This is a genomic window from Curtobacterium sp. CFBP9011 (assembly GCF_034045095.1).
GTDB lineage: Bacteria > Actinomycetota > Actinomycetes > Actinomycetales > Microbacteriaceae > Curtobacterium.
Map to the genome: position 1 here is coordinate 619,497 of NZ_JAXCWN010000001.1, position 24,351 is coordinate 643,847.

A 24,351-nucleotide genomic window follows, 5' to 3' on the forward strand; every position below is an offset into this window, starting at 1 on the left:
CGTCAGCCGCACTGCCAGAGGGTCCAGCCCGTCTGCCGGTGGTGGGCCGCAGCACCGGACGGGTGGCGGGCCTCCCGGTCGGCCGGACCCGCGTGTCCGCCGGACCGGAGGTGCGACGGATCGAACGACCCGGGCCGCCCACCGGGCCCGTCCTGCCGGACCAGCCGGCAGGGGTCGTGCGCCACGTACTGGCGGACCGGGTCGTCCGCGGAGGCTCCGGTGCGCTCCACGAGCAGCCGGACTCCCGAGCGGACCTCGGCACCGACCTGCCCGACCGTGAAGACGGGGACGCGTCCGGAGTAGCCGCCGTCGGTGAGCACGGCCCGACCGGTGGTGGCGATCACCCCGGCGGAGACGCGCCACGAGTCGGACAGGAACAGCGGCCGACCGTCCCGCCCGCCGCCGAGCGCCAGCGCGGTCCGGACGAGCACGCGGGTGTCCGACGGCACCGGTGTCGTCCCTCCGGTGACCGCCGGTGCCGACACGTGGAAGACCTCGCGGTCCTCGTGGGTGCCGCGTGCCGCCAGGCCGTCGACGGTCCCGACGGACGCGTCCTCGCCGGAACCGTCGCGCTGGGCGTCCAGGGCCTGCAGCGAGAACGCGGCCGGTCCGGCGAGCAGTGCGGCGGCGGTCGCGACGGCGACCAGGCTCCGCGCGCGCCGACGGACGGGCCGGCCCTCCGTGCCGGCACGGCGTGCGGACCACCGGTCCGGGGGGACGACCGCGAGCACCAGTGCGACGGCGGCGGCCGCCAGGCCCGCGAGGACCGCGGGCAGTGCCAGGACCTCGGGCGTCCCGCCGGTCCGGTCCAGCCACCGCCACCAGACCGTCTCGACCAGCAGCAGTGTGGCGAGCGTGTACCGGGGCACCGGCCGGGAGGCACGGAGCAGTCCGACCGCCCCGCGCCACCCCGAGGCGGCCAGCAGGCACAGCTGGACCCCGACCGCGGCGACGTACGCGGTGTGCGGGAGGTGCATGACCGACAGGACCGCGGTGGCCGTGACGGTCCAGACGAGCACGGTGACCGCCGTCGCCCGGGCGGCCCGACCGGCCGCGCCGGTGTGACGCGTCCCGTCCGCGCCGGTGTGACGGGTCCCGACCGCGCCGGTGCGGGGCCGGAGCGAGGCGAGCGCGAGCACCGCACCGAGGACCGCGGCGGGCAGCAGCCACCCGATCTGCGTCGCGTACTGCGGGTCGACGAGCTTCGTCAGACCGGTCCCGTGGCCCGCGCCGGGGATGGGGTGGATCCACGGGGAGCCGCCACCCTCGGCGGGCACCGCACCCGGGACCAGCCCGGGCAGGAACCGACCCAGCCCGTTGTAGCCGAACACCATGGCGAACGGGTCGTCGTCCGTCGTGCCGTCGATCCACGGCCGCTGGCCCGCGGGCGCGAGCGCCAACGCGACCGTCCACGACAGCGACGACACGACCGCGACGACCGCCAGGACCGACGTCCGCACGACCCGTCGTCCAGAGGCGGAGCCGAGCCAGGTGCCGAGCAGCAGGGCGGGGAGGACGAACCACGCCTGCAGCATCTTCGCCTGGAAGCCGACGCCGACGGCCAGGCCCGCGGCGACGAGGGGCCACCACCTCCCGGTCAGCACCGAGCGCTGCCAGCAGCAGAGCGCGACCGCCAGGGCCGCCGTGACCATCGCGTCCTCCATCGGGTGCGCGAACATCGACACGAACACGGGCGTCGTCGCCGCTGCGGCCGCGGCGACCAGGCCGGTGCCCGGACCCGCCCAGCGCAGTCCGACGAGCGAGCACGCCCAGATGGTGACGAGCCCCTCGACCACCTGGGGGAACGCGAGTGCGGCGGTCGAGTCCCCGAGCAGCCGCAGGCTCAGGGCCTGCGGGACCGCGAAGCCGCTGAGCTTGTCGAGCGTGACGGTCGCACCGGGGTCGAAGGCACCGGAGGCCAGCGCTGCCCAGGACTCGGACATCGACCGCGCGGCCGACTGGTAGAAGGTGAAGTCACCGCCGCGGCCGAGGTTCCAGCAGAACAGCACGAGGGCGCCGACCAGGATGCCGACGAGGGTCCAGCGTGCGCTCGGGCGTTGGTCGCGCCACCGGGCGGGTCTCGTCGTGTCGTCCACGTCCGGGAGGCTGTCGGTCCAGTCGATGGACCAGCCGCGGTGGTGCCGTCAGATCGCTGCTGATCATCGGCGGACACTGAGACGACACCCAGCGGACACCGAGCGACGGACCGGTCTTCCCAGCCCGGTCGCCCCGGTCAGCGGACCTTCCGCGCCGCCACCGACCCGACGACGCCCAGCAGCAGCACCGCGACCAGCACGGTCAGCAGCGGCGCGGTCCAGCCGCCGGTGGCCCCGTGCAGCGCGCCCGCGACGAGGGGCCCAGCCGAACCGAGCAGGTACCCGCCACCCTGCACGAACGCGGACATCCGGCGGGCGTCGTCGTCGTTCGACACCAGCCGGACGATGACGATGAAGATGATCGTGATGCCACCACCCTGGGCCGCGCCACCGAGCACCGACCACAGCAGCCAGAGCTGCGGGGCGACCAGGAGCCCGAGCGGCATCGCCAGCCAGAAGAACGCGACCAGGACGATGATGACCCGCGGCCGGAACCGGTTGGCGAGCACCGGGACCCCGAGCGCCCCGACGACCGCGAGGATCTGGAACACCGACGAGCTCGCGCCCGAAGACGCCGTGTCGAAGCCGATCTCGTCGTGCAGCAGCGTCGGGATCCACGCGGTCAGGGCGTAGTACGAGAACGCCTGCCCGCCGAACGCGAGCATGAGCCCCCACGTCACCCAGCGCTTGGCGGGGTGCGGCAGGGTCTCGACCTCGGCCGGACCCCCGTGCGACGTGACGGTCCGCACCGACCCGGTGTCGAGCACCTGGTCGATCGGCCCGGTGACCGGCAGTGGCTCCGGGTCGTGATCGGTGCCGCGCCAGGCAGCGCCCGCGCCCACCGTGTAGGTCCAGGCGGCGGCCGCGACGATGGCCAGGACACCCCAGACCGCGATCGCGACGGGCCACCCCCAGGCGGCCGCGATCGGTGCGGTGCCCAGCGAGGTGATCATCGACCCGACGTTGAGCGCCGACGTGTACACACCGGTGACCAGGCCGACCCGCTCCGGTGACGTGTCGCGGCGGATCACGACCGGGATCACCACGTTGCCGATCGTGATGCCGATACCGATCACCGCGGTGCCGATGAGCAGCGCGGCCTCGTGCGGGATCGACCGGACGACGGTCCCGACCAACACGATGACGAGCGACAGGGACACCGCACGCTCCGCGGTGAAGCGGGCGATCACCCAGCTGGCGAACGGCGTCGCGAGGGCGAAGCAGAGCACCGGGATCGTGGTGAGGAGCCCGGCGACCGTCGCGCTCATGCCGAGGTCGGCGCGGACGTCGCCGATCACCGGCGCCGGGGCGACGATCGGCCCGCGGAAGTTCAGGGCGACCAGGACGATCGCGGCCGGCAGCAGCCAGGCGGCTCCGCGCAGGCCGGACCGGACCCTGCCGGTGGTCATGCGGTCGGCAGCAGGATCGGCAACAGGTCGAGCGGGGTCGCCGCCTGCGCGATGGTGTCCGCGGCCTCGGCGGGGGAGCCGTAGCCCCACTCCGCGAAGACCGTCGGGACGCCGTGTGCCGCGGCGCCCTCGACGTCGTGCAGCCGGTCGCCGACGAGCACCGGGCGGGACACGTCGAACCCGCGGGCACGCAGGCGACGCAGGGCCTCCTCGACGACGTCGGCCTTGGCGGAGCGGACCTCGTCGTCGCTCGCTCCGGTGATGACGTCGATGTCCCCGGTCAGGCCGTAGTGCTCGAGGATGTACGTCGCCGGCGTCTCGGGCTTGCTCGTCGCGGTCGAGATCGGCACGCCGGCCTCGTGCAGGGTGTGCAGGACGACGTCGATGCCCGGGTACATCAGGCTGTCCAGGGCCCCGTGCGACAGGTAGTGCTCGCGGTACACGGACAGGGTGCGTTCGGTGAGCTCGTCGTCCATGCCCATCGCGATCCGGAACGTGTCGAGGATCGGCGGCCCGACGAACGACAGCAGGGTCTCGTGGTCCGGCACCGGGACGCCGACCTGCTGGAACGTGTACGTCAGGCTCTCCAGGATGCCCGGCGCCGAGTCGCTGATGGTGCCGTCGAGGTCGAACAGGACGGCGGTGAAGGGGCGCTCCGGGCTGCTTGTCATGACCTGTCCAGCCTAACCGCGGCGGACCGTCAGGCCGCGACGGACGGCCGGGCCGCGACGCGGGGTCGGGCCGCAGCCGGATGCCGGGCCGGGCGTGCGGGGCGGGGCCGGGACGGGCCTCCCGTCAGAACAGGCGGGCGTGCCCGCCCTCGATGCCGCGCATCTCGTCGTAGTCCAGCACCAGGCAGCGGATCCCGCGGTCCTCGGCCAGGGTGCGTGCCTGCGGGGCGAACGACTGCGCCGCCAGCACGCCCTGCACCGGTCGCAGGTGCGGGTCGCGGTTCATCAGCTCGAGGTAGCGGGTGAGCTGCTCGACCGCGTCGATGTTGGCGTTGCGCTTCATCTCGACCGCGACGCTCGCACCGGCGTCGTCCCGCGCCAGGATGTCGACCGGTCCGATGGCGGTCATGTACTCGCGGCGGACCAGCGTGTGCCCGTCGCCCAGGAGTTCGATCTGCTCGGCCAGGAGCTGCTGCAGGTGCGCCTCGACCCCGTCCTTCACCAGACCCGGGTCGACGCCCAGGTCGTGGGACTCGTCGGCGAACACCTCGTGGATGCTGACGATCAGGCGGTCCTGCGTCTTCTTCTGCGTCACCGTCCACACCTGGGTGATGCCGGCGGCGGCCTGGTCCTCGTCGGGCTCGGCGATCGCGACGGAGCACGGCGGGCTCATCCAGTTCAGCGGCTTGTAGCTGCCGCCGTCGGAGTGGACGAGCAGCGAGCCGTCCGCCTTCAGCATGAGCAGGCGGTTCGCGAGGGGCAGGTGTGCCGACAGGCGACCGGCGTAGTCGACGGAGCAGCGGGCGATGACGAGACGCACCCGGGAAGCCTAACCGGGATCCGGTGCTGCCCGGCGGGTTGCGGGTGCGTGTGGCGGTCGGTTCACGGGGCGGGGCCCGTGTCAGCGGCGGTCGGCGTCTGCCGTCTCCGCTTTCGGGTCCGCGTCGGCCGACTCGGTCTTCGGGTCCGCGTCGGACGGGAGGCGCGCCCTACTCCCACCGTGCGCGTCGCCTGCCTGGGCGGTCGGCGTGGCAACCGCACCCACCCCGGTCCGCTCGCGCGCTGCGCCGGACGCCAGGCCCGCCGCGATGATGAACACGAACACGATGAGCAGCCCGTGCAGCAGCCCGACGTGGTCCCCAGCGAACCCGATGATCGGCGGCCCGGCGAGGAACGCCACGTAGCCGATCGTCGCGACCGCGCTGACCCGGGCCGCGGCGGTGCGGGGGTCGTCAGCCGCGGCGGACATGCCCATCGGGAAGCCGAGGGACGCGCCGAGCCCCCAGAGCACGACGCCGACGATCGCGAGTGGGACACTCGGCACGAAGATGAGCATGCCGAGGCCGACCACGGCGACGGCCGCGCTGACGCGGAGCACCGGCACGCGGCCGAACCGGTCGATGAGCGGGCTGCCGGCGATCCGCCCGGCGGTCATGGCGGCGAGGAACACTGTCAGCACCGCGGAGCCGCCGTCGTTCTCCAGGCCGTGCCCGTCGATCATGGCGAGGGGCAGCCAGTCGTTCGCGGAGCCCTCGGCCAGCGCCATGCCGAGCACGATGACGCCGATGAGGAGCGTCGACGGCTGCCGCCAGACCGCCCAGCGCGAGACCGGCAGGGCGACGGGGCTGGTGTCGGTGGCCTCGGGCTCGACGTGTCGGTCGTCACCGAACCAGCGGATCGCGACGATCATCGCCAGGCTGGTCAGTATCCCGACGACGATGAAGTGCAGGGCGACCGGGATCTCCAGGCGTTCGGCGAGGGCGCCGAGGCCGGCGCCGGCGAGTGTGCCGACGCTGAACGCGGCGTGGAACAGCGGCATGATCGTCCGGCCGCCGAGCCGTTCGGCCGTCGCACCGGCAACGTTCATCGACACGTCGCACAGGCCGTTGCCGAAGCCGAACGCGATCAGGCAGATCCAGATCGCGGCGAAGCCCCAGCCCAGGGTGACGGCGACGCCCGCGGCGACCAGGCCGAGCGCCAGCGCTGCCGACGCGACGAGGACCCCGCGCCGGGCACCCAGGCGGGCGACGATGTGGCCGGCGAAGGTGAGCCCGCCGATCGACCCGACGGACATGCCGAGGACCAGCAGCCCCATCGTCGAGGGCGAGGCGTGGAGCGAGTCGCGGACGCTCGGGATCCGGCCGAGCCAGGTGGCGATGTCGAGCCCGGAGAGCGTGAACACGACGAACACCGCGTTGCGCCAGGCGCGCGTCGTCGGTGCGGTGCGGGTGACGGCCGTCGTCATGGGTCTGTCCGATCGAATCGATTCGAGCTGGTCTGCCCGTTACGCTAACCAGCGATGGACGACACGGCAAGCGACCCCGGCGAGTCGGACGACCGCGCCCCGGTGCCCGGCGCGAGCAGCCCGACCAACCCGGACGGCGCGGCCAGCCTGACCCTCGCGGCCAGCCCGGCCAGCCCGGCCGGCGTTCCCCGCCCGCCGCGGTCGGACGCGACGGGCGGGACCCGGGTGGGGCGTGCCTCCCGGCCGACGCTCGCCGCCGTCGCCCGCGCTGCCGGCGTCGCCCCGTCCACCGCGTCCCTGGCGTTCAGCGGCAGCGGCCCGGTGTCCGAGGACACCCGCCAGCGCATCCTCGCCGTCGCCGCCGAACTCGGCTACGACGGCCCCGACCCCCGGGCCCGATCGCTGCGCCGCGGACGGTCCGGCGTGATCGGCGTCGTCCTCGACGACCGGCTGAGCGACGCCTTCCGCGACCCCGTGAACGTCCTGACGCTCGACGGCATCGCCGAGGTCGCCGGGGCCGCCGGGGTCTCGCTCCTCCTGGTCCGCAGCCCCCTCGATGACGAACGCGGCATGGCCCCGCTCGTCGACGCACCCATGGACGCCGTCATCCTCATCGGCTGCAACGTGCGGATCGACCCCGCGGTCGCCGTCCTCCGCCGTCGCGCGATCCCCGTCGTCGCGATCGAGGCCGACGTCATCGAGGGCGCCGTCCCGATCCACCTCGACAACCGCGACGCCTCCCGCCGGGCGGCCGCGTACCTCCGCGAGCTCGGCCACGAAGCCGTCACCGTCGTCGCTCTGCCGCTCGACAGCTCGCGCGAACGCGGACCCGTCGACGCGGAGCGAGAGCGCTCGTCCACCGCCTTCACCACGATGGAGCGCCTCCGTGGCGTCCGCGAGGTCTACCCCTGGGCACCGGCCGTCGTCACCACCGGCAGCTCCGTCGAGGAGGGGCGGATCGCCGGCGCCGCGCTCTTCGCCGCCGGACTCGAGGCCCCCACCGCCGTCGTCGCGCAGAGCGACCTGCTCGCCGTCGGGGTGATCTCCGCCGCACTCGAGGCCGGTCTCCGCGTCCCCGAGGACGTCAGCGTCGTCGGCTTCGACGGCATCCACGTCGACGACAGCCTGCTGCACCGCTCGCCGATCCGGCAGCTGACGACGCTCGTGCAGCCGTTCGTACCGAAGGGCGAGGCGGCCGCCCGGGCCGCGCTCGCGATGCTCGAGGGCGAGGCGCCGGAGCCGGCCTCGTTCCGCTCCGAGCTGCAGATCGGCGACACGACGGCGCCCCCGCGGGGGTAGGCGCGCGGCGCGTGCGCTTCGCGCCCGTGGTTCCGTCCGGCTGCGCCCAACCGAAGCCACCCCGAACCGCGGGATGCCGCGGTTCGCGCGGGCGACGGTTGTGCGGGTCCGCCCCGAACCGCGGCCCTGACCGCGGGCGCTGCCGGCCGCGGGGCGCGGCACAGCCGCTCACGCGCGGGCCGCGGCGTCTGACGGGAGGCGCGGACCGGGCTGGACACGCGCCTCCCCTCCGGCGGCGGTCGGCCCTGGGAGCGGCTTCGGTACCCTCGCAGCCACACGACGGAGGGGACCGAGATGGACGTGCAGGCGGCGCTGGGACGGGCGCGACAGGTGATCGCGGTCGTCATGACCCCGAAGCTCCTGGCGGGGATCGGGAACGATCGCGCCCACGAGCCCGGGGACGAACGGACCCGGGAGGCTGTGGCCCGGTTCGACTGGATCGGCGCGGACGGAGCCGTGGACGCCCGACTGCTCGGCCAGGCGAAGGACGCGGTCGAGCTGCTCCGGTCCGACCGGGCGGTGTTGCACGTCGGCCGGATCACCGCGCTGCCGCTGGACGCCGGTGCGCGTCAGCAGGTGTCGACCGCAGTCGTCCGGCTCGTGTTCGACCGACTCGGGCCGTCACGCCGTGTCCCGGAGAGCACGCTCAACGCGGCGCTGGCGATGCTCGTCGCCGACGTGGCGCTGGTCCGGCGGGACGCAGTCGACGCGGGTGTCCTCACGCGGACGACGGACGGCTCGGCGTACGCGCTCCGCACGGAGTGACGGAGTGACGGAGTGACGGAGCGAACGGCCCGACCATGCCGCGGTGGGTGTGGTTGGTCGGGCTCGTGACCACGACCGCGAGCGCCCCTCCCGCGGCGACCTCCGACGCCGCGATGCTCGAAGCGGCCCGTCGTGCCGATCGGCTCGCCGAGCACGGGCCGACCGTCCACGGGCCGTCTGCCACGGGTGTCATCGCCGTCGGCGCGGTGCTCCTGACCCTCGCCGTACCCGTCATCGTGTTCGGCGAACGCTGGTGGCCCGGGCCGGTCACGGTTGCGGTGCTCGGCACCGTGCTCGCCGTGCGGAACTGGTTCGTCGCCCGTCGGCATCACACCCTGCAGCCGTTCCGGACCGCCGCCGACGAGCGTCCGTTCGCGGTCCTCGACCGTGAGCAGCGGCAACGGACGGGGCGTCAGATCACCGGTCGCGAGCCGGTGTCGGCGGACAGCGCGCCCCTCGTCCGCGCCTTCCTGCAGTGGCAGCGGCGGTCATCGCGGGCGGCCGTGCCGGGTCTCGTCGCCCTCGGAGCCGTCATGGTCGGGTCGGCCTGGGGCCTCGCTCTGTCGTCCGGCGACGTGTGGCTCCTCGCGTTCCTGATCGTGGTGGCCGTGCTCATCGGCGCGATGGGCGCGGTCGAGGCACGTCGCGCGGAACGTGTCCTCCGGTCGTTGCCCGACTCGTCGCCGTCGACGGATCGATCGACGGCTCCGGCCACCGGTCCGGAGGCCTAGACCTGCCGTCCGGCGTACTCCGGTTCAGCGGGCGAGCGCTGCCGCGATCCACCCCGGCCGGTGTGCCCGGACCCCGAGCGTGACCGCGCGGATGCCGATGTAGCCGAACGAGAAGACCGCCCACAGCGACGCCAGGTCGTCCCCGAGCCACCACAGTAGCGGCAGGTACACGGCCAGGTTCACGACACCGGCGAGGGCCAGGTACCGGGCATCCCCGGCGCCGATGAGCACCCCGTCGAGCACGAACACGTACCCGGCGACCGGCAGCCCGGCCGCCAGGAGGACCAGGACGAGCGGCAACGCTGCCCGGACCGCACCGGAGTCGGAGAACACCGGCCCCAGGATGCCGCTGACGGCGAGGGTCAGTACCCCGAGCAGGACGCCACCGGCGATGCCGAGGAGGACGAGCCTCCCGGTCACCAGCCGGACGCGCTCGGCGTCCCGTGCCCCGAGCGCGTGACCGACCAGTGCCTGGCCGGCGATCGCCAGCGCGTCCAGCGCGAACGCGAGCGTGCTGAACACCGTCAGCCCGATCTGGGTGGTCGCCAGCCCGATGGTGCCGAGGCTGGTCGCGGACGCGATCGTGGTGAGCATCGCGATCCGCAGCGACGCGGTGCGGAGGAACAGCCAGGCGCCGGAGCGCAGCGCCCGGACCACACCCGATGCACCCGGTCGCAGCGGCGCACCGGAGGCGCGCGCTGCCCGGATCGCGATCCAGACGTACACGGCGGCCATCGCCCACTGCACGACGACGGTGCCGGCCGCGGACCCCGCCACGCCCCACCCGAGCCCGTAGATGAGGAGGGCGTTGAGCAGGCCGTTCGCGATGAAGCCCACGGTGGCGACGACGAGCGGGGTCCGGGTGTCCTGCAGTCCGCGGAGCAACCCCGTCGACGCGGTCACGACCAGGATGCCGGGCAGGCCGATCAGCGAGACGAGCAGGTACGTGGTCGCGGCTGCGGACACCTCCGGCGCGGCGCCGAAGAGGTCGATGAGGGGACCGGCGAGCGGCCAGCCGACCAGCGCCAGGACGACACCGAGGCCGAGCGCGAGCCACATCCCGTCGATGCCGGCGTGCACCGCGCCGCGGCGGTCACCGGACCCGAGAGCGCGTGCGACGGCCGGGGTGGTGGCGTACGCCAGGAAGACCAGGAGGCCCGTGACCGTCTGCAGGACCGCGCTCGCCACGCCGACTGCCGCCAGTGACGTCGCCCCGAGGTGCCCGACGAGGGCCGTGTCGGTGAGCAGGAAGAGCGGCTCGACGACGAGTGCCCCGAGCGCCGGCAGGGCGAGCCGGACGATGTCACGGTCGACCGAACGACGATCCCGGCGCGCATCGATCGCCGTCACGACGACGGTCGCGGTCTCGTCCTCGGAGTCAGGGGGCACCAGGACATCCTGCCAATGGCTACGGTCGAGGTGTGGACGTCGTCGCACTCGTCCCCGCCGTGGTGGGGATCGCACTCAGTCCGCTCGTGATCGCCTCGGTCGTGTTCCTGCTCGGCCACCGGGGTGGGTACTCCTCCGCTGCCGCGTGCGCCACGGGGTGGGTCCTCAGTGTGGCCACCGCGCTCGTCGTCGCCGTCCTGCTCGGCGAACGGCTGCCGTCTCCCACAGCCGGGAAGACCGACGTCCGAGCCGTGATCGAGGTCGCCGCCGGTGTGCTGCTCCTCGGACTCGCGCTGTGGCAGTGGACCGTGCGTCGGCTGCCCGACGGCCGTCCGCGCAGCGCCGGGTGGTCGGACCTGATGGCGGCGATCGGGCCGGCGCGGGCCTTCGGCGTCGGTGTGGCCTGGTTCGTGACGAACCCGAAGGCGTTGGTGCTGTCGTTGACGGCCGGTCTCGTGGTCGGCGACGCGGACCCGTCGGTGGCGGGCCTGGTCGTCGCGGGGACCGCCTACGTGGTGCTCGCGGGGTCCACGGCCGTGCTGCCGATCGCGGTCGCGGCTGCGCTCGGGCGCCGAGCCGAACCGGTCCTCGTGGCCACGAGGCGGTTCATCGCGAAGCGCGGCTCCGTCGCCCTCGTCGTCGTCCTCGTGGTGCTCGGCGTGGTGCAGCTCGTCACCGGGGTCGTCGGGCTCCTCTGAGTGGTCGTGCCTGGGCCGTCGCATCTGAGCCGTCGCGCCTGGCCCGTCGTGTCGGGCCAGTCGTCTCCGGCCGGTCAGCCGCGCTTCGCGTTGTCCGGGCGGGGTTCGACGGGGACACCGCCGGTGGCCGCCCGCTCGGTGTCCGTCGCCGCGGGGCTGGCCGGGTCGGTGCCACGAGCCCGACCGATGAGGTCCATCAGGTGGTAGACGACGATCGCCGCGATGGTGCCGATGATGATGCCGCCGAACGTGGCACCACCGAAGTGGAACGTGAAGTCGGCGATGCCCATGATGAGCGCGATGCCCGCGGTCAGCTGGTTCTTCGGCTTGGCGAAGTCGACGCGGTTCTCGACCCAGATCCGGATGCCGATCACGCCGATCAGACCGTAGAGGGCGGTGGTCGCACCACCGAGGACACCGGCCGGGACGGTCGAGATGACCGCACCGATCTTCGGCGACAGTCCGAGCAGCACCGCGGCGATCGCAGCGACCCAGTACGCCGCCGTCGAGAACACCCGCGTCGCCGCCATCACGCCGATGTTCTCGCCGTAGGTGGTGGTCGCCGATCCGCCACCGACACCGGCCAGGACAGTCGAGATGCCGTCGGCGAAGAGTGCGCGTCCGGTCAGCGGCGTGAGGTCGCGTCCGGTGAGCTGCCCGACGCCCTTCACGTGGCCGACGTTCTCGGCGACCAGGGCCAGGACCACGGGCAGGAACCCCAGGTACACGGCCATCTGTGACGGGTCGAACGCGGGTGCCGTGAAGGTCGGCAGGCCGACCCAGTCCGCCTTGGTGACCGCGCTGAGGTCGACCTGTCCGCCGATCAGTGCCGCGACGTAGCCGACCACCACACCGACGACGATCGACAACCGGCCGAGCAGTCCCCTGAAGAGGACCGTGCAGAGGACGATGGCCGCCAGCGTGATCACCGCGACCACCGGGGCGGCGACGAAGTTCTCCCGCGCGGCCGGAGCCAGGTTGAAGCCGATCAGGGCGACGATCGCACCCGAGACGACCGGTGGCATCAGGCGGTCGATCCAGCCGGCGCCGGCCAGGTGCACGATGAGCCCGACGACGGCCAGCAGTGCGCCGACGACGATGATGCCGGACAGGGCGAGCGGGATGCCGCCGATCTTCGTCGCGGCCCCGACCGGCGCGAGGAAGGCGAACGACGAGCCGAGGTAGCTCGGCAGCCGGTTGCCGGTGAGGAGCAGGAACAGGATCGTGCCGATGCCGCTGAACAGCAGCGTCGTCGACGGTGGGAAGCCCGTGATGAGCGGCACCAGGAACGTGGCGCCGAACATCGCGACGACGTGCTGCACCCCGAGCCCGATCGTGCGGGGCCAGGTGAGGCGCTCGTCCGGCGCCACGATCGTCGCAGCGGAGACGGTGCGGCCGTCGCCGTGCAGCTTCCACGGAAGTCCCATGCGATGACCGTAGCGGGCAGACGGCCAGCGCGGCGGTCTGGGTTCGACCGCTGTGGAGAACGACTCGAGGCAACCGACGTGCCAGATATGGTGTGTGGAACGTCACGAGGAGCACCATGCGTCTGAACCACCCTGTCCTGGCCCCGACCGCGGTCGCTGCTGTCCTCGCCCTCGGCGCGCTCACCGCGTTGCCGGCGCTCGCCGCGGAGCCGGCGGCCGCAGCGGGGCAGCGTGCTCCGGGGACGTCCGGGGCCCAGCACCACGAGGGGGCCGTCGGCGTCACCACCGACTTCACGGCGGCCGTGCACTCGATCGCGCACGGCCCCGGCATCGTCACCCTCCGGGGGACGGTGGACCGCGGCACCAGCGTCGAGGTGGGCGGTGACGTCGTCGACCCGGTCTGGACCGAGGGTGACGCCGACGGACGTTGGGAGGCGCAGGTCCGGGTCCGCCGTGGCGAACACGTCATCCGGGTCACCTCGGCGGTCTCCGGGCAGGTCCTCGAGGTCCCGGTCGACCTGCTCATCCTGTTGCCGCCCGACATGCTGGCGACCGTCGACGGCATCGACCGGTCGATCGCGCTCGAGGGATTCGCGTACCCGGACGCGCACCTCGTGGTCCGGGAGTCCGACACCGTCCTGGCCGAGACCGATGCTGCGGAGGACGGCTCCTGGCAGGTCGTCCTCCGTGACCTGGCCTTCGGCGCGCACCACATCGAGGTGGCGCAGTACTTCGACGGGACCCAGAACGGCGGCGTCGACGACGTCTACCAGGTGTCCGGTGCCGCGGTCGTCGAGACCACCTCGGTCTCACGCGAGACCGGGCGCATCACGCTGGCCGGCCGCGCCCCGGTCGGTACCACCCTCACCTTCGCCGACACCGCCGGCCCGGTGACGGACGGGGACGGCTCACCCCTCGTCGTCGAGCCCGGCCGCGACACCGGATGGCGGGCCTCGTTGCCGATCCCGGACGACGTCCGCTTCGACCGGATCACCGTCGTCACCGCGGACGGCGACGACGAACTCGGACGCACCGAGACCCGGGTGACCATCCCGATCGCGCTCGCCGGCGGCGTCGAGGAACTGCCGGACGGTCGGGTGCGGCTGCACGGCACCGGTGAGCCCGGCGGGACGGTGACGCTCGAGGACCAGGCCGGGACCGCGATCACCGACATGGCCGGAGCGCCGATCCGGACCGACATCGCGCGGGCGTGGGAACTCGTCGTGCCCCGAGCGGAGCTCCCGGCGGGCAGCGTCATCGCACGGCAGCGGGTCGGGGGCGTCGAACAGGGTGCCCTCCGCCTGGTCCTGCCCGCGCTGCCCGAACGCCCCGGATCCGGATCCGGGGCCGGATCCGGGGCCGGTAGCGGGCCGGGTGTCGGCACGGGCGCCGGGGGTGGTGTGGTCACCGGCCCGGGTGTCGGCCGGCCCACCGCTGGCCGGTTGCACGCCGACGTCCACAGCACTGCCGCCGGTCGACTCGCGTACACGGGCGCCGAACTCGTCCGCCCGACGGTCACCGCCGGCGCGCTCGTCCTCCTCGGCGTGCTCGCGCTGCCGTGTGCCGGGGTGCTCCGCCGACGCGCAGCCCGACACCGATGAGCGCCGACCGGGTGGCGGACGGTGCCTCGGTGGCTATCGTGGTGAGCATGACCGACGTCGCAGGCACCACCGGAATCCGTACCGACGAACTCGACGAGTCGGTGCGGCCGCAGGACGACCTCTACCGGCACGTCAACGGCAGGTGGATCGACGAGACGCCGATCCCGGACGACAAGGCCCGCTACGGCTCGTTCACCGTCCTGGCCGAGGAAGCCGAAGCCGCCGTGCGCACGATCATCGAGCGCGCACAGAGCGCCGCGCCGGGCACCGAACAGCGCAAGGTCGGCGACCTCTTCACGTCCTTCACCGACGAGACCGCGCTCGAGGCACTCGGGTCCGCCCCGATCGAACCGCTCCTCGCCGACATCGCCGCGATCGAGGACAAGGACGACGTCCTGCGCATGGTCGGCCGCTTCGAACGACTCGGTCTGCCGAGCTTCATCCAGCTCTTCGTCGACAACGACCCGGGCGACCCGGACGCCTACGTCGTGTTCCTCGAGCAGTCCGGCCTGGGTCTGCCCGACGAGTCCTACTACCGCGAAGAGCGCTTCGCCGACATCCGCGAGAAGTACCGCGAGTTCGTCGGCTCGATGTTCCCGCTGGCCGGCTACGACGAGAGCGGCGACCGCACCGAGCACGTCATCGCCCTCGAGACCGCCATCGCGTCGGCGCACTGGGACAACGTCGCCACCCGCGACAGCCAGAAGACCTACAACAAGCTGCCGTGGGACGAGGTCTCGGCGCTCGCCGAGGGCGTCGACCTGCGGCTCTGGTGGCAGGCCATCGGCGCACCTGCCGGAGCGTTCGACACCGTCGTGGTCCGCCAGCCGTCGTTCCTCACCGGTCTGGCGCAGCTGTTCCGCGAGCAGCCCCTGCCGGTCTGGAAGGACTGGCTGTGCTGGCAGGTCATCCGCGCGTCGGCGCCCTACCTGACCAGTGCGTTCTCGGCGACGAGCTTCTCCTTCTACGGCACCGCGCTCACGGGTGCGCCGAAGCAGCGTGACCGCTGGAAGCGCGGTGTCTCGCTGGTCGAGGGCGCGATGGGCGAAGCGGTCGGTCGCATCTACGTCGAGGAGCACTTCGACGAGACCTCGAAGGCGACGATGGACGACCTCGTCGCCAACCTGGTCGAGGCCTACCGCCAGAGCATCGCGGGCCTCGAGTGGATGACCGACGAGACCCGGGCCCGCGCGCTCGACAAGCTCGAGAAGTTCACGCCGAAGATCGGCTACCCGGTGAAGTGGCGCGACTACAGCGCCCTGCCGGTCACCGCCGACGACCTGCTCGGCAACGTCCGGGCGATCGCGTCGTTCCAGGTCGACCGCGAGCTGGGAAAGATCGGCAAGCCGATCGACCGCGACGAGTGGTTCATGACCCCGCAGACGATCAACGCGTACTACAACCCGGGCTTCAACGAGATCGTCTTCCCGGCCGCGATCCTGCAGTTCCCGTTCTTCGAGGCCAGCCGTGACGCCGCCGCCAACTACGGCGCCATCGGTGCGGTCATCGGCCACGAGATCGGGCACGGCTTCGACGACCAGGGCTCGCAGTACGACGGCGACGGTCGCCTGCAGAACTGGTGGACCGAGGCCGACCGGCAGGCGTTCGAGGAGCGCACGAAGGCCCTCATCGCCCAGTACGACGCCCTGGTGCCGACCGAGGTGCCGGACGGCCACGTGAACGGTGCCCTCACCATCGGCGAGAACATCGGCGACCTCGGTGGGCTGTCGATCGCGTGGAAGGCCTACCTGATCTCCCTCGACGGGGCGGAGCCGCCGGTGATCGACGGTCTGACCGGTGCCGAGCGCTTCTTCCTCAGCTGGGCGCAGGCCTGGCGGATGGCGATCCGCCCGGAAGAGGCCGCACGGCTGCTGAGCATCGACCCGCACTCGCCGAACGAGTTCCGCTGCAACCAGATCGTCCGCAACATCGACGTCTACTACGACACCTTCGACGTCTCGGACCGTGACGCGATGTACCTGGCCCCGGCCGAGCGCGTCGCCATCTGGTGATGACGGAGCCGGACGCGCCGCACTCGTCGCGCCGGCGCCGCCCCGGACGCCCCGCTGACGACGGCTCAGCGGGGAACGGTCCCGTCGGCGGTGGTCGAGCCGGCGGTGGCGGTCGGAGCCGTGGCAAGCACCGCGGCGGGGCGGACGAGCGCTTCACCGCCACGACGGAGGCGCTCGGCACCATCGCGCAGGACGGTGCCGGGGTCAGCGCCTCGATCATCGACACCTCGACCGGTCGTGCCCTGCTGGCGATCGACGACCGGCTCGTGCAACCGGTCTCCGGGCTCGGACGCGTGCTGCTCCTCATCGAGGTCGCGGCACAGCTCGAGGACGGTCGGCTGCACGGCGACCGTCTGCAGCGCATGGCCCGGGACACCGCGACCGGGGCCGGCCTGTGGCAGTTCCTGCAGGAACCGACCATGCAGGTGTCGGACCTCGCCACGCTGGTCGGTGCGACCGCGGACGCCTGGGCGACGAACGCCCTGCTCACGACGGTCGGGATCGACGCGGTGCGTGCCCGTGCCGAGTCGCTGGGTGTCGAACGGTCCGCCCTGATCGACCGGGTGCGGGACCGCCGCGGTCCGGACGACGCCCCGGACGTGTCGGTCGCTGCCTCGGGGGAGCTCAGTTGGCTGTTCCGGGGGTTGGCGCTCGGCGAGGTCGTGGACCAGACGGTGTCGAACCGGGTCCTCGGGTGGCTGTCGCTGGCGGCGGACCTGTCGCTCGTCGCCGGGTCGTTCGGTCTCGATCCGTTGGCGCACCGAGCGTTGGACCACGGCCTCCAGTCCGTCGCGGTGACCGGGTCCGGGCCGGGCATCCGGGCTGAAGCGGGCGTGCTCCGTGGCCCGGCTTCGTCGGTCTGTTACGCCGTGACGGTGCGGTTCGAGGACGACTCGCTGCAGCGTCGACTGGCGGTGGTCGAGGCGATGCGCACGATGGGCACCGAGGTGCTCGAGGTCGTGCACGCCCCCGCCGAGCGCTGAGCGCAGACCCGCCCAACGCAGACCCGCCCGCCCAACGCAGACCCACCGACTGCGGCGCCCCCAGCACAGCAGCGTTCAGGACGCCGCGTCCCCGCGCTGCCGGTCGTAGTCCCCACGCATCCGCCACCCGGCCATCGCGCGGGTGACCTTCCCGTGTGGTGAGCGGGTCAGCACGGACCAGAGCGCCAGCACGACGAGGACGATCGGGACCGTCGCCGCGGCGAGCACGATGCGTCGGGCCACCGCTCCACCGTCGTCGAGCCACCCGACGTGCACGAGGTGCAGGAGCAGGAAGGCGAGCGTCGAGACGACGGTCACGATGCTGGTCCGCCAGTACCGACGGACGGCGTCGCGGAACCCGGTGTCCAGGACCGTGCCCTCGGCGAGTTGCACGGTGTCCCCGACGGTGAAGGTGTGCGCACCCGCCCGGAGCACCGTGCGTTCGTCGTCCGGTACGGCCGGCCGTCCGCGGCGCGGGCGCTGCCAGTCGACGTCCTCCAGGTGTTCGACCTCGTCGTCGATGACGAACCACCCGCCCTCGAGGTCATCGGGCCCGGTCACGATGCGGTGGCTGCTCACCGCCCCATGATGGCGGACCGCGACGAGCCCGCGGACCGCGACGAGCCCGCGGACCACGACCAGCCCACCGCCAGCACTACCGCTGCTGCTGCCCCTCCGGCACGAACGCCCGCACGGACAGCAACTCCGCGGACTGCTGTCGGCACGCCGTGTACGCCGTCGACGCGACGAACAGCGACTGCTTCGACCCGGGCGGGTAGACGCGGAACCCGTCGGGCTGCTGCGTCGTGCAGTTCCCCGGCTCGAGGTTCCTGGCCTGCACGATGCGGAGCGGCGCGTACGCCGTCTGCCCGGCGGCCAGGGTGACGGTCGGGTTCGCCCCGCTGCGGTCGAGCTTCGCCGATGCCCCGATCTGCGTGCCGTTCCCGTCGCCCACGAAGGACACCCCCGGCCAGCCCTGCAGCGTGCACGAGGCGTTCCCGGTGTTCCGCAGCGCCAGGTTCAGGTACACGCTGCCGGCACCACCGCCACCGCCGTCGACGATCGACCCGGCCAGCGTCGACACCGCGCAGGTCCCCGCCCCGGAGGCCGTGCCACCGTCCGCCGGACCGGCCGCGGCAGCACCCGTCGAACCGGCACCGCCCGACGCGGCCGGAGACGACGCCGCAGGGGACGACGACGGCGCAGTCGACACCGGCGGCGCCGACGACGAGGGTGCCGACGACGAGGGTGCCGACGACGAGGACGGCGCCATGGTCGACACCGGTGTCGAGGACGCACCCCCACCGCCACCCGACCCGCCCGTGCACCCGGTCAGCGCGAGGACGACCGCCCCCGCCAGACCCACCGTCCCGACCAGTGCGCGCACCGGGCGCGATCCGGTCACGTTCCTCGTGATGTCTCGACTGCTCTGTCCCATGGGCGCCACACAACCACTTCCATCGTGGAACTGTCTCGCACGTCCTCCCATTGACGCACCACCCTCCAGGGAGTTCGGGCAGGATCGGCATCGTGCACGTCGACGACGACGTGCGGACACGGAAGGCACAGACCGATGGCAGCAGGCAAGCACGAAGCAGCACGCGGCGACGACGAGCGGGCGGACGGCGTGGACGCACGCGCCGGCCAGTTCGTGGACAGCGACATCCCCGGTGAGCACCGCGTCACCGACGACGAGCCGGCCGGCGAGTTCGTGTCGAGCGACATCCCCGGCGAGGCCCGTCCGGAGCCCGACGGCGAGTCGGGCGAGTACGTCGAGTCGGACATCCCCGGCGAGTCGCAGCCGGCCGGACCGGAGGAGACCGGGCACTACACCGACCGCGACCAGTAGCGGCCGGTCACCCGGTAACTCGGCCACCCCGCCGGTCGGTCAGTCGACGAGTCCCGCCTGCGTCAGCAGGCGGAGGGTCTCGACCCCGGCCGGCGGGCAGCGTCCGGCGTCGTCGGAGGTGACCCACTCCACCTCGTCGACCTCTGCGGAGGCGACGGGCGTGGCGGTGTCGAGCGTGCCTCCCGGCCGTGCCAGGAAGAGCGTCATCGCGACGATCGTGCCGGGTGCCTGCCCGTGGGCCGGTTCGGTGACGACGGCGAACTCGTCGACGTCGTCGGCGGCGAGCCGCAGGCCGGTCTCCTCGTACGCCTCGCGAACGGCGGCGTCGACGGCGGACTCGCCGGGTTCGACCTTGCCGCCGGGCAGGTACAGGACGTCGCGCCCACGGGCGCGCACCATCAGGACGCGGCGGTCGCGGACCAGCAGGAGCGCGCTGACGTCCAGGACGGGCACGGCCGGGAGGCCCGCCCCACCCGAGCCGGTCAGCTCGCGTCCGCCTCGTCGTCGCGCACGCGCGAGGCCAGCGGCACGACCGCCGAGGGCACGTCCGCGACCGGCTCCGGGCGCACCCCGAAGAGGGCGTCCAGCGCCCCGGTGAAGTCGTCGCCGCGACCGGCACGGCCGAGTTCCCGGGCCCGCACGGAGGGGCGGTGCAGCAGCACACCGACCAGGTGCCGGAGCGCCCGTTCGGTCTGCTCCGCGGACTCGGGGGTGGTGTCGCCGCGACGCTTCACACGGTCGATCTCGTCGTCCAGGATGCCGAAGACGTGCTTGCGCAGGGCGACGAGCGCCGGGGTGGTCGACTGCTCGAGGGCCTGGGCGCGGAACCGGGAGACGGCGTCGTCGACGATGGCGCGGGCCTCGGTCTCGGCGTTCAGCTCGGCGATCGGCGCATGGATGCTGATCGTCTCGAGGTCGAGCAGCTCGACGCCCTCGACGTCGGCGGCGTCGGGGTGCACGTTGCGGGGGAGCCCGAGGTCGATGACGATCCGTCGGGCACCGTCGTCGAGGTCGCACGCCTCGACCACCGGGACCTCGCTCGAGGTGCAGGTGATGACGACGTCGCTCGCACCGATCGCGGTGCGCAGGTCGGTGGCGGCGACCAGGTCGTGCTTGGCGGCGAACCAGGGGGCGCGGCCGGAGGGCGAGAAGACCTGGATCTGCTCGGCACCGCGGTCGCGGAGGGCGGCGATGGTGGTCGCGGCGTAGCTGCCGGTGCCGACGAGCAGCACGCGGGTGGCGGCCCAGTCGGTGATCCGCGACGAGGCGAGCTCGAGTCCGAGACGGACGAGCGACCGGCCGGCGGCGCCGATGCGGGTGCGGGTCTTGACCCCGCGTGAGGTGTGCGCGGCCTCTTGGAAGAGGCGTTCCAGCTCCGAGGTGGTGGTGCCGTTGCGGCGGGCGTCCTCGAGGGCCCGTCGGACCTGGCCGGAGATCTCGGTCTCGCCGACGACGACGGACTCGAGCCCGCTCGACACGGCGAAGAGGTGCTGCACGACGTCGCCGCCGCCCAGGACCTGTACGGAGTCGAGGACCTCGTCCGCCTGCAGCTCGCTCGCTGCCGACACGGCCTCGACCGTGGCGCGGACGGCGGCCTCGTCGTCACCGGCGATGTCGAGGTAGGCCTCGAACCGGTTGCACGTGGCGAGGACCACGGCGCCGTCCAGGACGTCCGAGTCCGTGACGAGGTGGCTGGCCGCCGCGGGTGCTCCGATGCTCAGACGCTCCAGGAGGTCGAAGCTGGCGTTGCGATGCGACGCCGTGAGACAGATGAGCACGTCTTCAATCGTAACCCCGCCGTCCCGAGTGCCAGATCGGAGATCCGCCCTGTTCGCGGTGGGAGAATCACCGGGTGACCGACGCGCTCCCGACCACCCATCCGCTCGCCGACGGCCGCACCGCGGGCTCGCGGCTCGTCCGGGCCCTCCGGGGCGACCGCCCGGAGACGCTGCCGGTCTGGTTCATGCGCCAGGCGGGCCGTTCGCTGCCCGAGTACCGCGACCTCCGGGTCGGCACGGCCATGCTCGACGCGTGCCTCGACCCGGCCCTGGCGTCGGAGATCACCCTGCAGCCGGTGCGCCGGCACGGGGTCGACGCCGGCATCTTCTTCAGCGACATCGTCGTGCCGATCAAGCTCGCGGGCGTGGACGTCGAGATCGTCCCCGGTCGCGGCCCCGTCCTCGGTTCCCCGGTCCGGACCGCCTCCGACGTCGACGCCCTCGGTCGCCTCGAGCCGGAGGCCCTGGCACCGATCTCCGAGGCCGTCGCCCGCACGGTCGCCGAGCTGGGCAGGACGCCGCTCATCGGCTTCGCCGGTGCCCCCTTCACCCTGGCCGCCTACCTGGTCGAGGGCGGTCCGTCGAAGGACCACATCCGAGCCCGTACGATGATGCACGCCGACCCGGAGACCTGGTCGCGCCTGCTGGACTGGGCCGCCGACGTCTCGGGGGCGTTCCTCCGGGCCCAGGTGCTCGCCGGTGCCTCGGCCGCGCAGCTCTTCGACTCGTGGGTCGGTTCCCTGTCGCGGGCGGACTACGTCGAGCGGGTCGCACCGCACTCGGCGACCGCGCTGTCCCACGTCGCTGACCTCGGCGTCCCGCGCATCCACTTCGGTGTCGGCAGCGGTGAGGTCCTGGCCGACATGGCGACCGTCGGCGGCCACGCCGAGGCGGTCGACGCGGTCGGCGTGGACTGGCGCCTGCCGCTCGACGAGGCCGTGCGGCGCGTCGGCACGGGCGTCACCGTGCAGGGCAACATCGACCCGGCGATGCTCGCGGCACCGTGGGAGGTCCTCGAGGCCCACGTCCGCGCGGTCGTCCGCCGCGGTGGGGTGGCCCGGGCGCACGTGGTGAACCTCGGCCACGGGGTGCCGCCGGAGACCGACCCGGACGTGCTGACCCGCGTCGTCGAACTCGTGCACTCGCTCGGCGACGGTACCGGCGACACCGACGGGACGGACCAGGCCCGGAGCGCCGCGGCATGACCGACGTCGTCGTGGTCGGTGGCGGAGTCGCCGGGCTCGTCGCCGCGCGGGACCTGGCGAAGGGCGGCGCACACGTCGTGCTGCTCGAGGCGTCCGGAGAGCTCGGCGGCATGATCCGCCGGCACACCGTCGCCGGGCTCGACCTCGACATGGCCGCGGACTCGTTCGCCACCCGGACGGACGCCGTGTCCTCGCTGGCGATCGAGCTCGGCCTGGGCAACGACATCGTCTCGCCGGACCCCCGCGGGGCCTGGCTGATGACCCGCGACGGCCGGACCGCCCCGATCCCCTCGACCGGACTGCTCGGGATCCCGGGCACCCCGATGGCCGCGGACGTCATCGCCGTCGTCGGTGGCCCGGCGGCGCTGCGTGCCCAGATGGACGCCCTGCTGCCCTCGCCGGTCGGTGCCCGTGCGACGTCCCTCGGCACGCTGGTCCGGCGGCGGATGGGCGCGAAGGTCCTCGACGACCTGGTCGTGCCGATCGTCGCCGGCGTGCACTCCACCCACCCCGACGACCTGGACCCGGACCGGGTCGCCCCGGGGCTGCGTGCGGCACTGCAGCGCGAGGGCTCGCTCGCCCGTGCGGTGCTCGCGCTCCGGAAGCGTGCCGTCGCGGGTTCCGCCGTGCAGGGCCTGCGTGGCGGCATCGCCCGCCTGGTCGACGAACTCGTCGCCGACCTCGACACGTACCGCGTCGACGTCCGGCTGCACACCCGGGCGACGCGCGTCGAACGTGCCGCGGTCGAGGCCACCTCCGCCGACGGCCGGACCGAACGACTGGCCGCGGACCACGTCCTCGCCACGGTCGCCGACCCGGCCCGGACGGCGGCGCCCCGGCGGTCCGGCATCGAGCTGCTCACGCTGGTGGTCGACCGGCCGGAACTGGACGACGCCCCCCGCGGGACCGGCATGCTCGTCCACCCGGCAGCCGCCGGCGTCGCCGCGAAGGCGCTGACGCACGCGACCGTCAAGTGGCCGTGGCTGGCCGAGCGTGCGGCCGGGAGGCACGTCCTCCGTCTCAGCTACGCCCTGCCCCCGGCAGGTGCCGGCCAGGCGACCGGCGCTGCCGACGCGACGGGTGCGGACCCGGTCGCCACGAGCCTCCCGGTCGACCCCACCGGACCGGTGAGCACGCGCGCCACGACCGACGCGTCCGCCCTGCTCGGCCTCCGCGTCGGACCGGAGCACGTGGTCGGCGCCGCACGCGTGCTCTGGCACGGGCCGGACGCCGAGGCGGCCGGACTGGCCGAGGGCGTCGTCGGCATCGGCGAGGCGTCGTCGGGCCGGGGCCTCTCCGGCATCGTGACCGCCGCCCGCGCCGCGGCTGAGCGCATCCTGGATTCCTGAGCGGACCGCCGACCCGCCGAGGGCTACTGTTGGGGGAACCGTCGGACACATGCCGATCGGTGCATGACCCCGCAACGGTGCATCACCAAGCACACTGACCCAACGGAGGAAACGCTCATGCGTGGAAAGCTCCTGTTCGTCGCCGGCGCAGCACTCGGGTACGTCCTGGGATCGCGAGCCGGACGGGCGCGGTACGAGCAGATCAAGTCCGTCAGCGGCAAGGTCTGGAACAGCAACGGCGTGCAGAAGAGCGTGCACGACGTCGAGGGCTTCGTGCAGGACCGCACGCCCGACGTCGCCGACTTCATCGGTGAGCAGACCAAGAAGGTCGTCCGCAAGGTGAGCTCGAAGGCGTCGTCCAACAAGGGCTCGCAGATCTCATGACCGACACACGCGACCGGAAGTCGCGGTCGCTGTTCGGCCTCGTCAAGGACCTGCCCGACCTCGTCAAGGACCTGGTGAAGGGCGAGATCTCGCTCCTCAAGGCCGAGATGATCGGCAAGGCGAAGGTCTTCGGCATCGCCGCGGGCATCCTCGTCGCCGCCCTCGTCGTCGTGCTGTACGCGATCGGCGTGCTCCTCACCGCCGCGGTGATGGGCCTCGCCACCGTGATGCCGGCGTGGCTGGCGGCACTGCTGCTCGGTGTGCTGATGCTCATCGTCGCGGGGATCCTGGGTCTCGTCGGCTGGAAGCGCCTGAAGAAGGGCCTGCCGATCACGCCGAAGCGCACGATCGCCAGCGTCAAGAACGACGTCAACGCCGTCAAGGGCCTCGGCAAGAAGCCGACCCCCGAGACGCAGCGCGGCTCCCGCAAGCCCGACGTCGACGGCCGGTTCTGACCCCG

General features: G+C 73.2%; 23 protein-coding genes. 12 read left to right on the forward strand and 11 right to left on the reverse strand.

The window, feature by feature from the left end; all coding sequences use genetic code 11:
• Window positions 1-2 precede the first annotated feature (2 nt).
• From SOM35_RS02940 to SOM35_RS02960, 5 genes are all read right to left on the reverse strand, one after another.
• A complete protein-coding gene (locus tag SOM35_RS02940) occupies window positions 3-2,096 on the reverse strand; it encodes an ArnT family glycosyltransferase (RefSeq protein ID WP_320514316.1) in 2,094 nt (697 codons plus the stop codon).
• A gap of 137 nt (window positions 2,097-2,233) precedes the next feature.
• Complete coding sequence (locus SOM35_RS02945) at window positions 2,234-3,505, reverse strand: MFS transporter (protein WP_320514317.1); 1,272 nt, start codon at window positions 3,503-3,505, stop codon at window positions 2,234-2,236.
• Window positions 3,502-4,176 (reverse strand): HAD hydrolase-like protein, encoded by a 675-nt coding sequence (locus SOM35_RS02950; protein WP_253465961.1) that lies wholly within the window; start codon window positions 4,174-4,176, stop codon window positions 3,502-3,504. Before SOM35_RS02950 ends, SOM35_RS02945 begins: the two co-directional genes overlap by 4 nt.
• A 124-nt stretch (window positions 4,177-4,300) precedes the next feature.
• Window positions 4,301-4,996, reverse strand: coding sequence for an endonuclease NucS (gene nucS, locus SOM35_RS02955; RefSeq protein ID WP_320514318.1), 696 nt, complete (start codon window positions 4,994-4,996; stop codon window positions 4,301-4,303).
• Window positions 4,997-5,077: 81 nt separating this feature from the next.
• On the reverse strand, window positions 5,078-6,421 hold the full coding sequence (locus tag SOM35_RS02960; protein ID WP_320514319.1) for an MFS transporter: 1,344 nt from the start codon (window positions 6,419-6,421) through the stop codon (window positions 5,078-5,080).
• 54 nt (window positions 6,422-6,475) lie between these two features.
• Here SOM35_RS02960 and SOM35_RS02965 point away from each other — a divergent pair, with 54 nt between their 5' ends.
• From SOM35_RS02965 to SOM35_RS02975, 3 genes are all read left to right on the forward strand, one after another.
• On the forward strand, window positions 6,476-7,720 hold the full coding sequence (locus SOM35_RS02965) for a LacI family DNA-binding transcriptional regulator (protein WP_320514320.1): 1,245 nt from the start codon (window positions 6,476-6,478) through the stop codon (window positions 7,718-7,720).
• A gap of 294 nt (window positions 7,721-8,014) precedes the next feature.
• Window positions 8,015-8,485, forward strand: a complete 471-nt coding sequence (locus SOM35_RS02970; protein ID WP_320514321.1) for a DUF2087 domain-containing protein — start codon at window positions 8,015-8,017, stop codon at window positions 8,483-8,485.
• Between the two features lie 35 nt (window positions 8,486-8,520).
• Window positions 8,521-9,216, forward strand: coding sequence for a hypothetical protein (locus SOM35_RS02975; protein ID WP_320514322.1), 696 nt, complete (start codon window positions 8,521-8,523; stop codon window positions 9,214-9,216).
• 24 nt (window positions 9,217-9,240) lie between these two features.
• On the opposite strand, the gene SOM35_RS02980 is transcribed toward SOM35_RS02975, so the two are convergent.
• The gene (locus SOM35_RS02980; RefSeq protein ID WP_320514516.1) at window positions 9,241-10,557 is read right to left on the reverse strand and encodes an MATE family efflux transporter; all 1,317 of its coding nucleotides are present in this window, start codon (window positions 10,555-10,557) and stop codon (window positions 9,241-9,243) included.
• Window positions 10,558-10,637: 80 nt separating this feature from the next.
• On the opposite strand from SOM35_RS02980, the gene SOM35_RS02985 reads away from it, so the two are divergent.
• On the forward strand, window positions 10,638-11,303 hold the full coding sequence (locus SOM35_RS02985) for a GAP family protein (RefSeq protein ID WP_320514323.1): 666 nt from the start codon (window positions 10,638-10,640) through the stop codon (window positions 11,301-11,303).
• Window positions 11,304-11,377: 74 nt separating this feature from the next.
• On the opposite strand, the gene SOM35_RS02990 is transcribed toward SOM35_RS02985, so the two are convergent.
• Window positions 11,378-12,730 carry a uracil-xanthine permease family protein gene (locus tag SOM35_RS02990; protein ID WP_320514324.1) on the reverse strand — a complete coding sequence of 451 codons (1,353 nt, stop codon included), beginning with the start codon at window positions 12,728-12,730 and terminating at the stop codon, window positions 11,378-11,380.
• Window positions 12,731-12,846: 116 nt separating this feature from the next.
• Here SOM35_RS02990 and SOM35_RS02995 point away from each other — a divergent pair, with 116 nt between their 5' ends.
• Genes SOM35_RS02995 through SOM35_RS03005 form a run of 3 tightly spaced genes read left to right on the forward strand, consistent with a single transcriptional unit; the run spans window position 12,847 to window position 17,326 of the window.
• The gene (locus SOM35_RS02995; RefSeq protein ID WP_320514325.1) at window positions 12,847-14,331 is read left to right on the forward strand and encodes a hypothetical protein; all 1,485 of its coding nucleotides are present in this window, start codon (window positions 12,847-12,849) and stop codon (window positions 14,329-14,331) included.
• Window positions 14,332-14,378: 47 nt separating this feature from the next.
• Window positions 14,379-16,343 (forward strand): M13 family metallopeptidase, encoded by a 1,965-nt coding sequence (locus SOM35_RS03000; RefSeq protein WP_320514326.1) that lies wholly within the window; start codon window positions 14,379-14,381, stop codon window positions 16,341-16,343.
• Entirely contained in the window at window positions 16,343-17,326 is a 984-nt protein-coding gene (locus SOM35_RS03005; protein ID WP_253465987.1) for a serine hydrolase, read from the forward strand. The genes SOM35_RS03000 and SOM35_RS03005 overlap by 1 nt, the downstream gene beginning before the upstream one ends.
• 75 nt (window positions 17,327-17,401) lie before the next feature.
• On the opposite strand, the gene SOM35_RS03010 is transcribed toward SOM35_RS03005, so the two are convergent.
• The gene (locus tag SOM35_RS03010) at window positions 17,402-17,905 is read right to left on the reverse strand and encodes a hypothetical protein (RefSeq protein ID WP_320514327.1); all 504 of its coding nucleotides are present in this window, start codon (window positions 17,903-17,905) and stop codon (window positions 17,402-17,404) included.
• Between the two features lie 76 nt (window positions 17,906-17,981).
• Window positions 17,982-18,731 carry a DUF4232 domain-containing protein gene (locus tag SOM35_RS03015; protein WP_320514328.1) on the reverse strand — a complete coding sequence of 250 codons (750 nt, stop codon included), beginning with the start codon at window positions 18,729-18,731 and terminating at the stop codon, window positions 17,982-17,984.
• 168 nt (window positions 18,732-18,899) lie between these two features.
• On the opposite strand from SOM35_RS03015, the gene SOM35_RS03020 reads away from it, so the two are divergent.
• Entirely contained in the window at window positions 18,900-19,175 is a 276-nt protein-coding gene (locus tag SOM35_RS03020) for a hypothetical protein (protein ID WP_320514329.1), read from the forward strand.
• 39 nt (window positions 19,176-19,214) lie between these two features.
• On the opposite strand, the gene SOM35_RS03025 is transcribed toward SOM35_RS03020, so the two are convergent.
• Together SOM35_RS03025 and SOM35_RS03030 are read right to left on the reverse strand one after the other, a co-directional pair.
• Entirely contained in the window at window positions 19,215-19,628 is a 414-nt protein-coding gene (locus SOM35_RS03025; protein ID WP_320514330.1) for an NUDIX hydrolase, read from the reverse strand.
• 29 nt (window positions 19,629-19,657) lie between these two features.
• Complete coding sequence (locus SOM35_RS03030) at window positions 19,658-20,953, reverse strand: glutamyl-tRNA reductase (protein ID WP_320514331.1); 1,296 nt, start codon at window positions 20,951-20,953, stop codon at window positions 19,658-19,660.
• 74 nt (window positions 20,954-21,027) lie between these two features.
• On the opposite strand from SOM35_RS03030, the gene hemE reads away from it, so the two are divergent.
• The 4 genes from hemE to SOM35_RS03050 all read left to right on the forward strand — a co-directional run bounded on the left by hemE (window position 21,028) and on the right by SOM35_RS03050 (window position 24,346).
• On the forward strand, window positions 21,028-22,158 hold the full coding sequence (gene hemE, locus SOM35_RS03035) for a uroporphyrinogen decarboxylase (protein ID WP_320514332.1): 1,131 nt from the start codon (window positions 21,028-21,030) through the stop codon (window positions 22,156-22,158).
• Window positions 22,155-23,507, forward strand: coding sequence for a protoporphyrinogen/coproporphyrinogen oxidase (locus SOM35_RS03040; RefSeq protein ID WP_320514333.1), 1,353 nt, complete (start codon window positions 22,155-22,157; stop codon window positions 23,505-23,507). The genes hemE and SOM35_RS03040 overlap by 4 nt, the downstream gene beginning before the upstream one ends.
• Before the next feature lie 117 nt (window positions 23,508-23,624).
• Entirely contained in the window at window positions 23,625-23,891 is a 267-nt protein-coding gene (locus SOM35_RS03045) for a hypothetical protein (protein WP_111075384.1), read from the forward strand.
• Window positions 23,888-24,346 (forward strand): phage holin family protein, encoded by a 459-nt coding sequence (locus SOM35_RS03050; protein ID WP_111075385.1) that lies wholly within the window; start codon window positions 23,888-23,890, stop codon window positions 24,344-24,346. The genes SOM35_RS03045 and SOM35_RS03050 overlap by 4 nt, the downstream gene beginning before the upstream one ends.
• The last annotated feature ends 5 nt before the right edge of the window (window positions 24,347-24,351 follow it).

Excerpts from the sequence above, each read along its gene's own strand:
- SOM35_RS02945 (WP_320514317.1), bottom strand. The coding sequence starts at position 3,505 with ATGACCACCGGCAGGGTCCGGTCCGGCCTGCGCGGAGCCGCCTGGCTG.
- SOM35_RS02950 (WP_253465961.1), bottom strand. The coding sequence starts at position 4,176 with ATGACAAGCAGCCCGGAGCGCCCCTTCACCGCCGTCCTGTTCGACCTC.
- SOM35_RS02960 (WP_320514319.1), bottom strand. The coding sequence starts at position 6,421 with ATGACGACGGCCGTCACCCGCACCGCACCGACGACGCGCGCCTGGCGC.
- SOM35_RS02965 (WP_320514320.1), top strand. The coding sequence starts at position 6,476 with ATGGACGACACGGCAAGCGACCCCGGCGAGTCGGACGACCGCGCCCCG.
- SOM35_RS02970 (WP_320514321.1), top strand. The coding sequence starts at position 8,015 with ATGGACGTGCAGGCGGCGCTGGGACGGGCGCGACAGGTGATCGCGGTC.
- SOM35_RS02975 (WP_320514322.1), top strand. The coding sequence starts at position 8,521 with ATGCCGCGGTGGGTGTGGTTGGTCGGGCTCGTGACCACGACCGCGAGC.
- SOM35_RS02990 (WP_320514324.1), bottom strand. The coding sequence starts at position 12,730 with ATGGGACTTCCGTGGAAGCTGCACGGCGACGGCCGCACCGTCTCCGCT.
- SOM35_RS02995 (WP_320514325.1), top strand. The coding sequence starts at position 12,847 with ATGCGTCTGAACCACCCTGTCCTGGCCCCGACCGCGGTCGCTGCTGTC.
- SOM35_RS03000 (WP_320514326.1), top strand. The coding sequence starts at position 14,379 with ATGACCGACGTCGCAGGCACCACCGGAATCCGTACCGACGAACTCGAC.
- SOM35_RS03005 (WP_253465987.1), top strand. The coding sequence starts at position 16,343 with ATGACGGAGCCGGACGCGCCGCACTCGTCGCGCCGGCGCCGCCCCGGA.
- SOM35_RS03020 (WP_320514329.1), top strand. The coding sequence starts at position 18,900 with ATGGCAGCAGGCAAGCACGAAGCAGCACGCGGCGACGACGAGCGGGCG.
- SOM35_RS03040 (WP_320514333.1), top strand. The coding sequence starts at position 22,155 with ATGACCGACGTCGTCGTGGTCGGTGGCGGAGTCGCCGGGCTCGTCGCC.
- SOM35_RS03045 (WP_111075384.1), top strand. The coding sequence starts at position 23,625 with ATGCGTGGAAAGCTCCTGTTCGTCGCCGGCGCAGCACTCGGGTACGTC.
- SOM35_RS03050 (WP_111075385.1), top strand. The coding sequence starts at position 23,888 with ATGACCGACACACGCGACCGGAAGTCGCGGTCGCTGTTCGGCCTCGTC.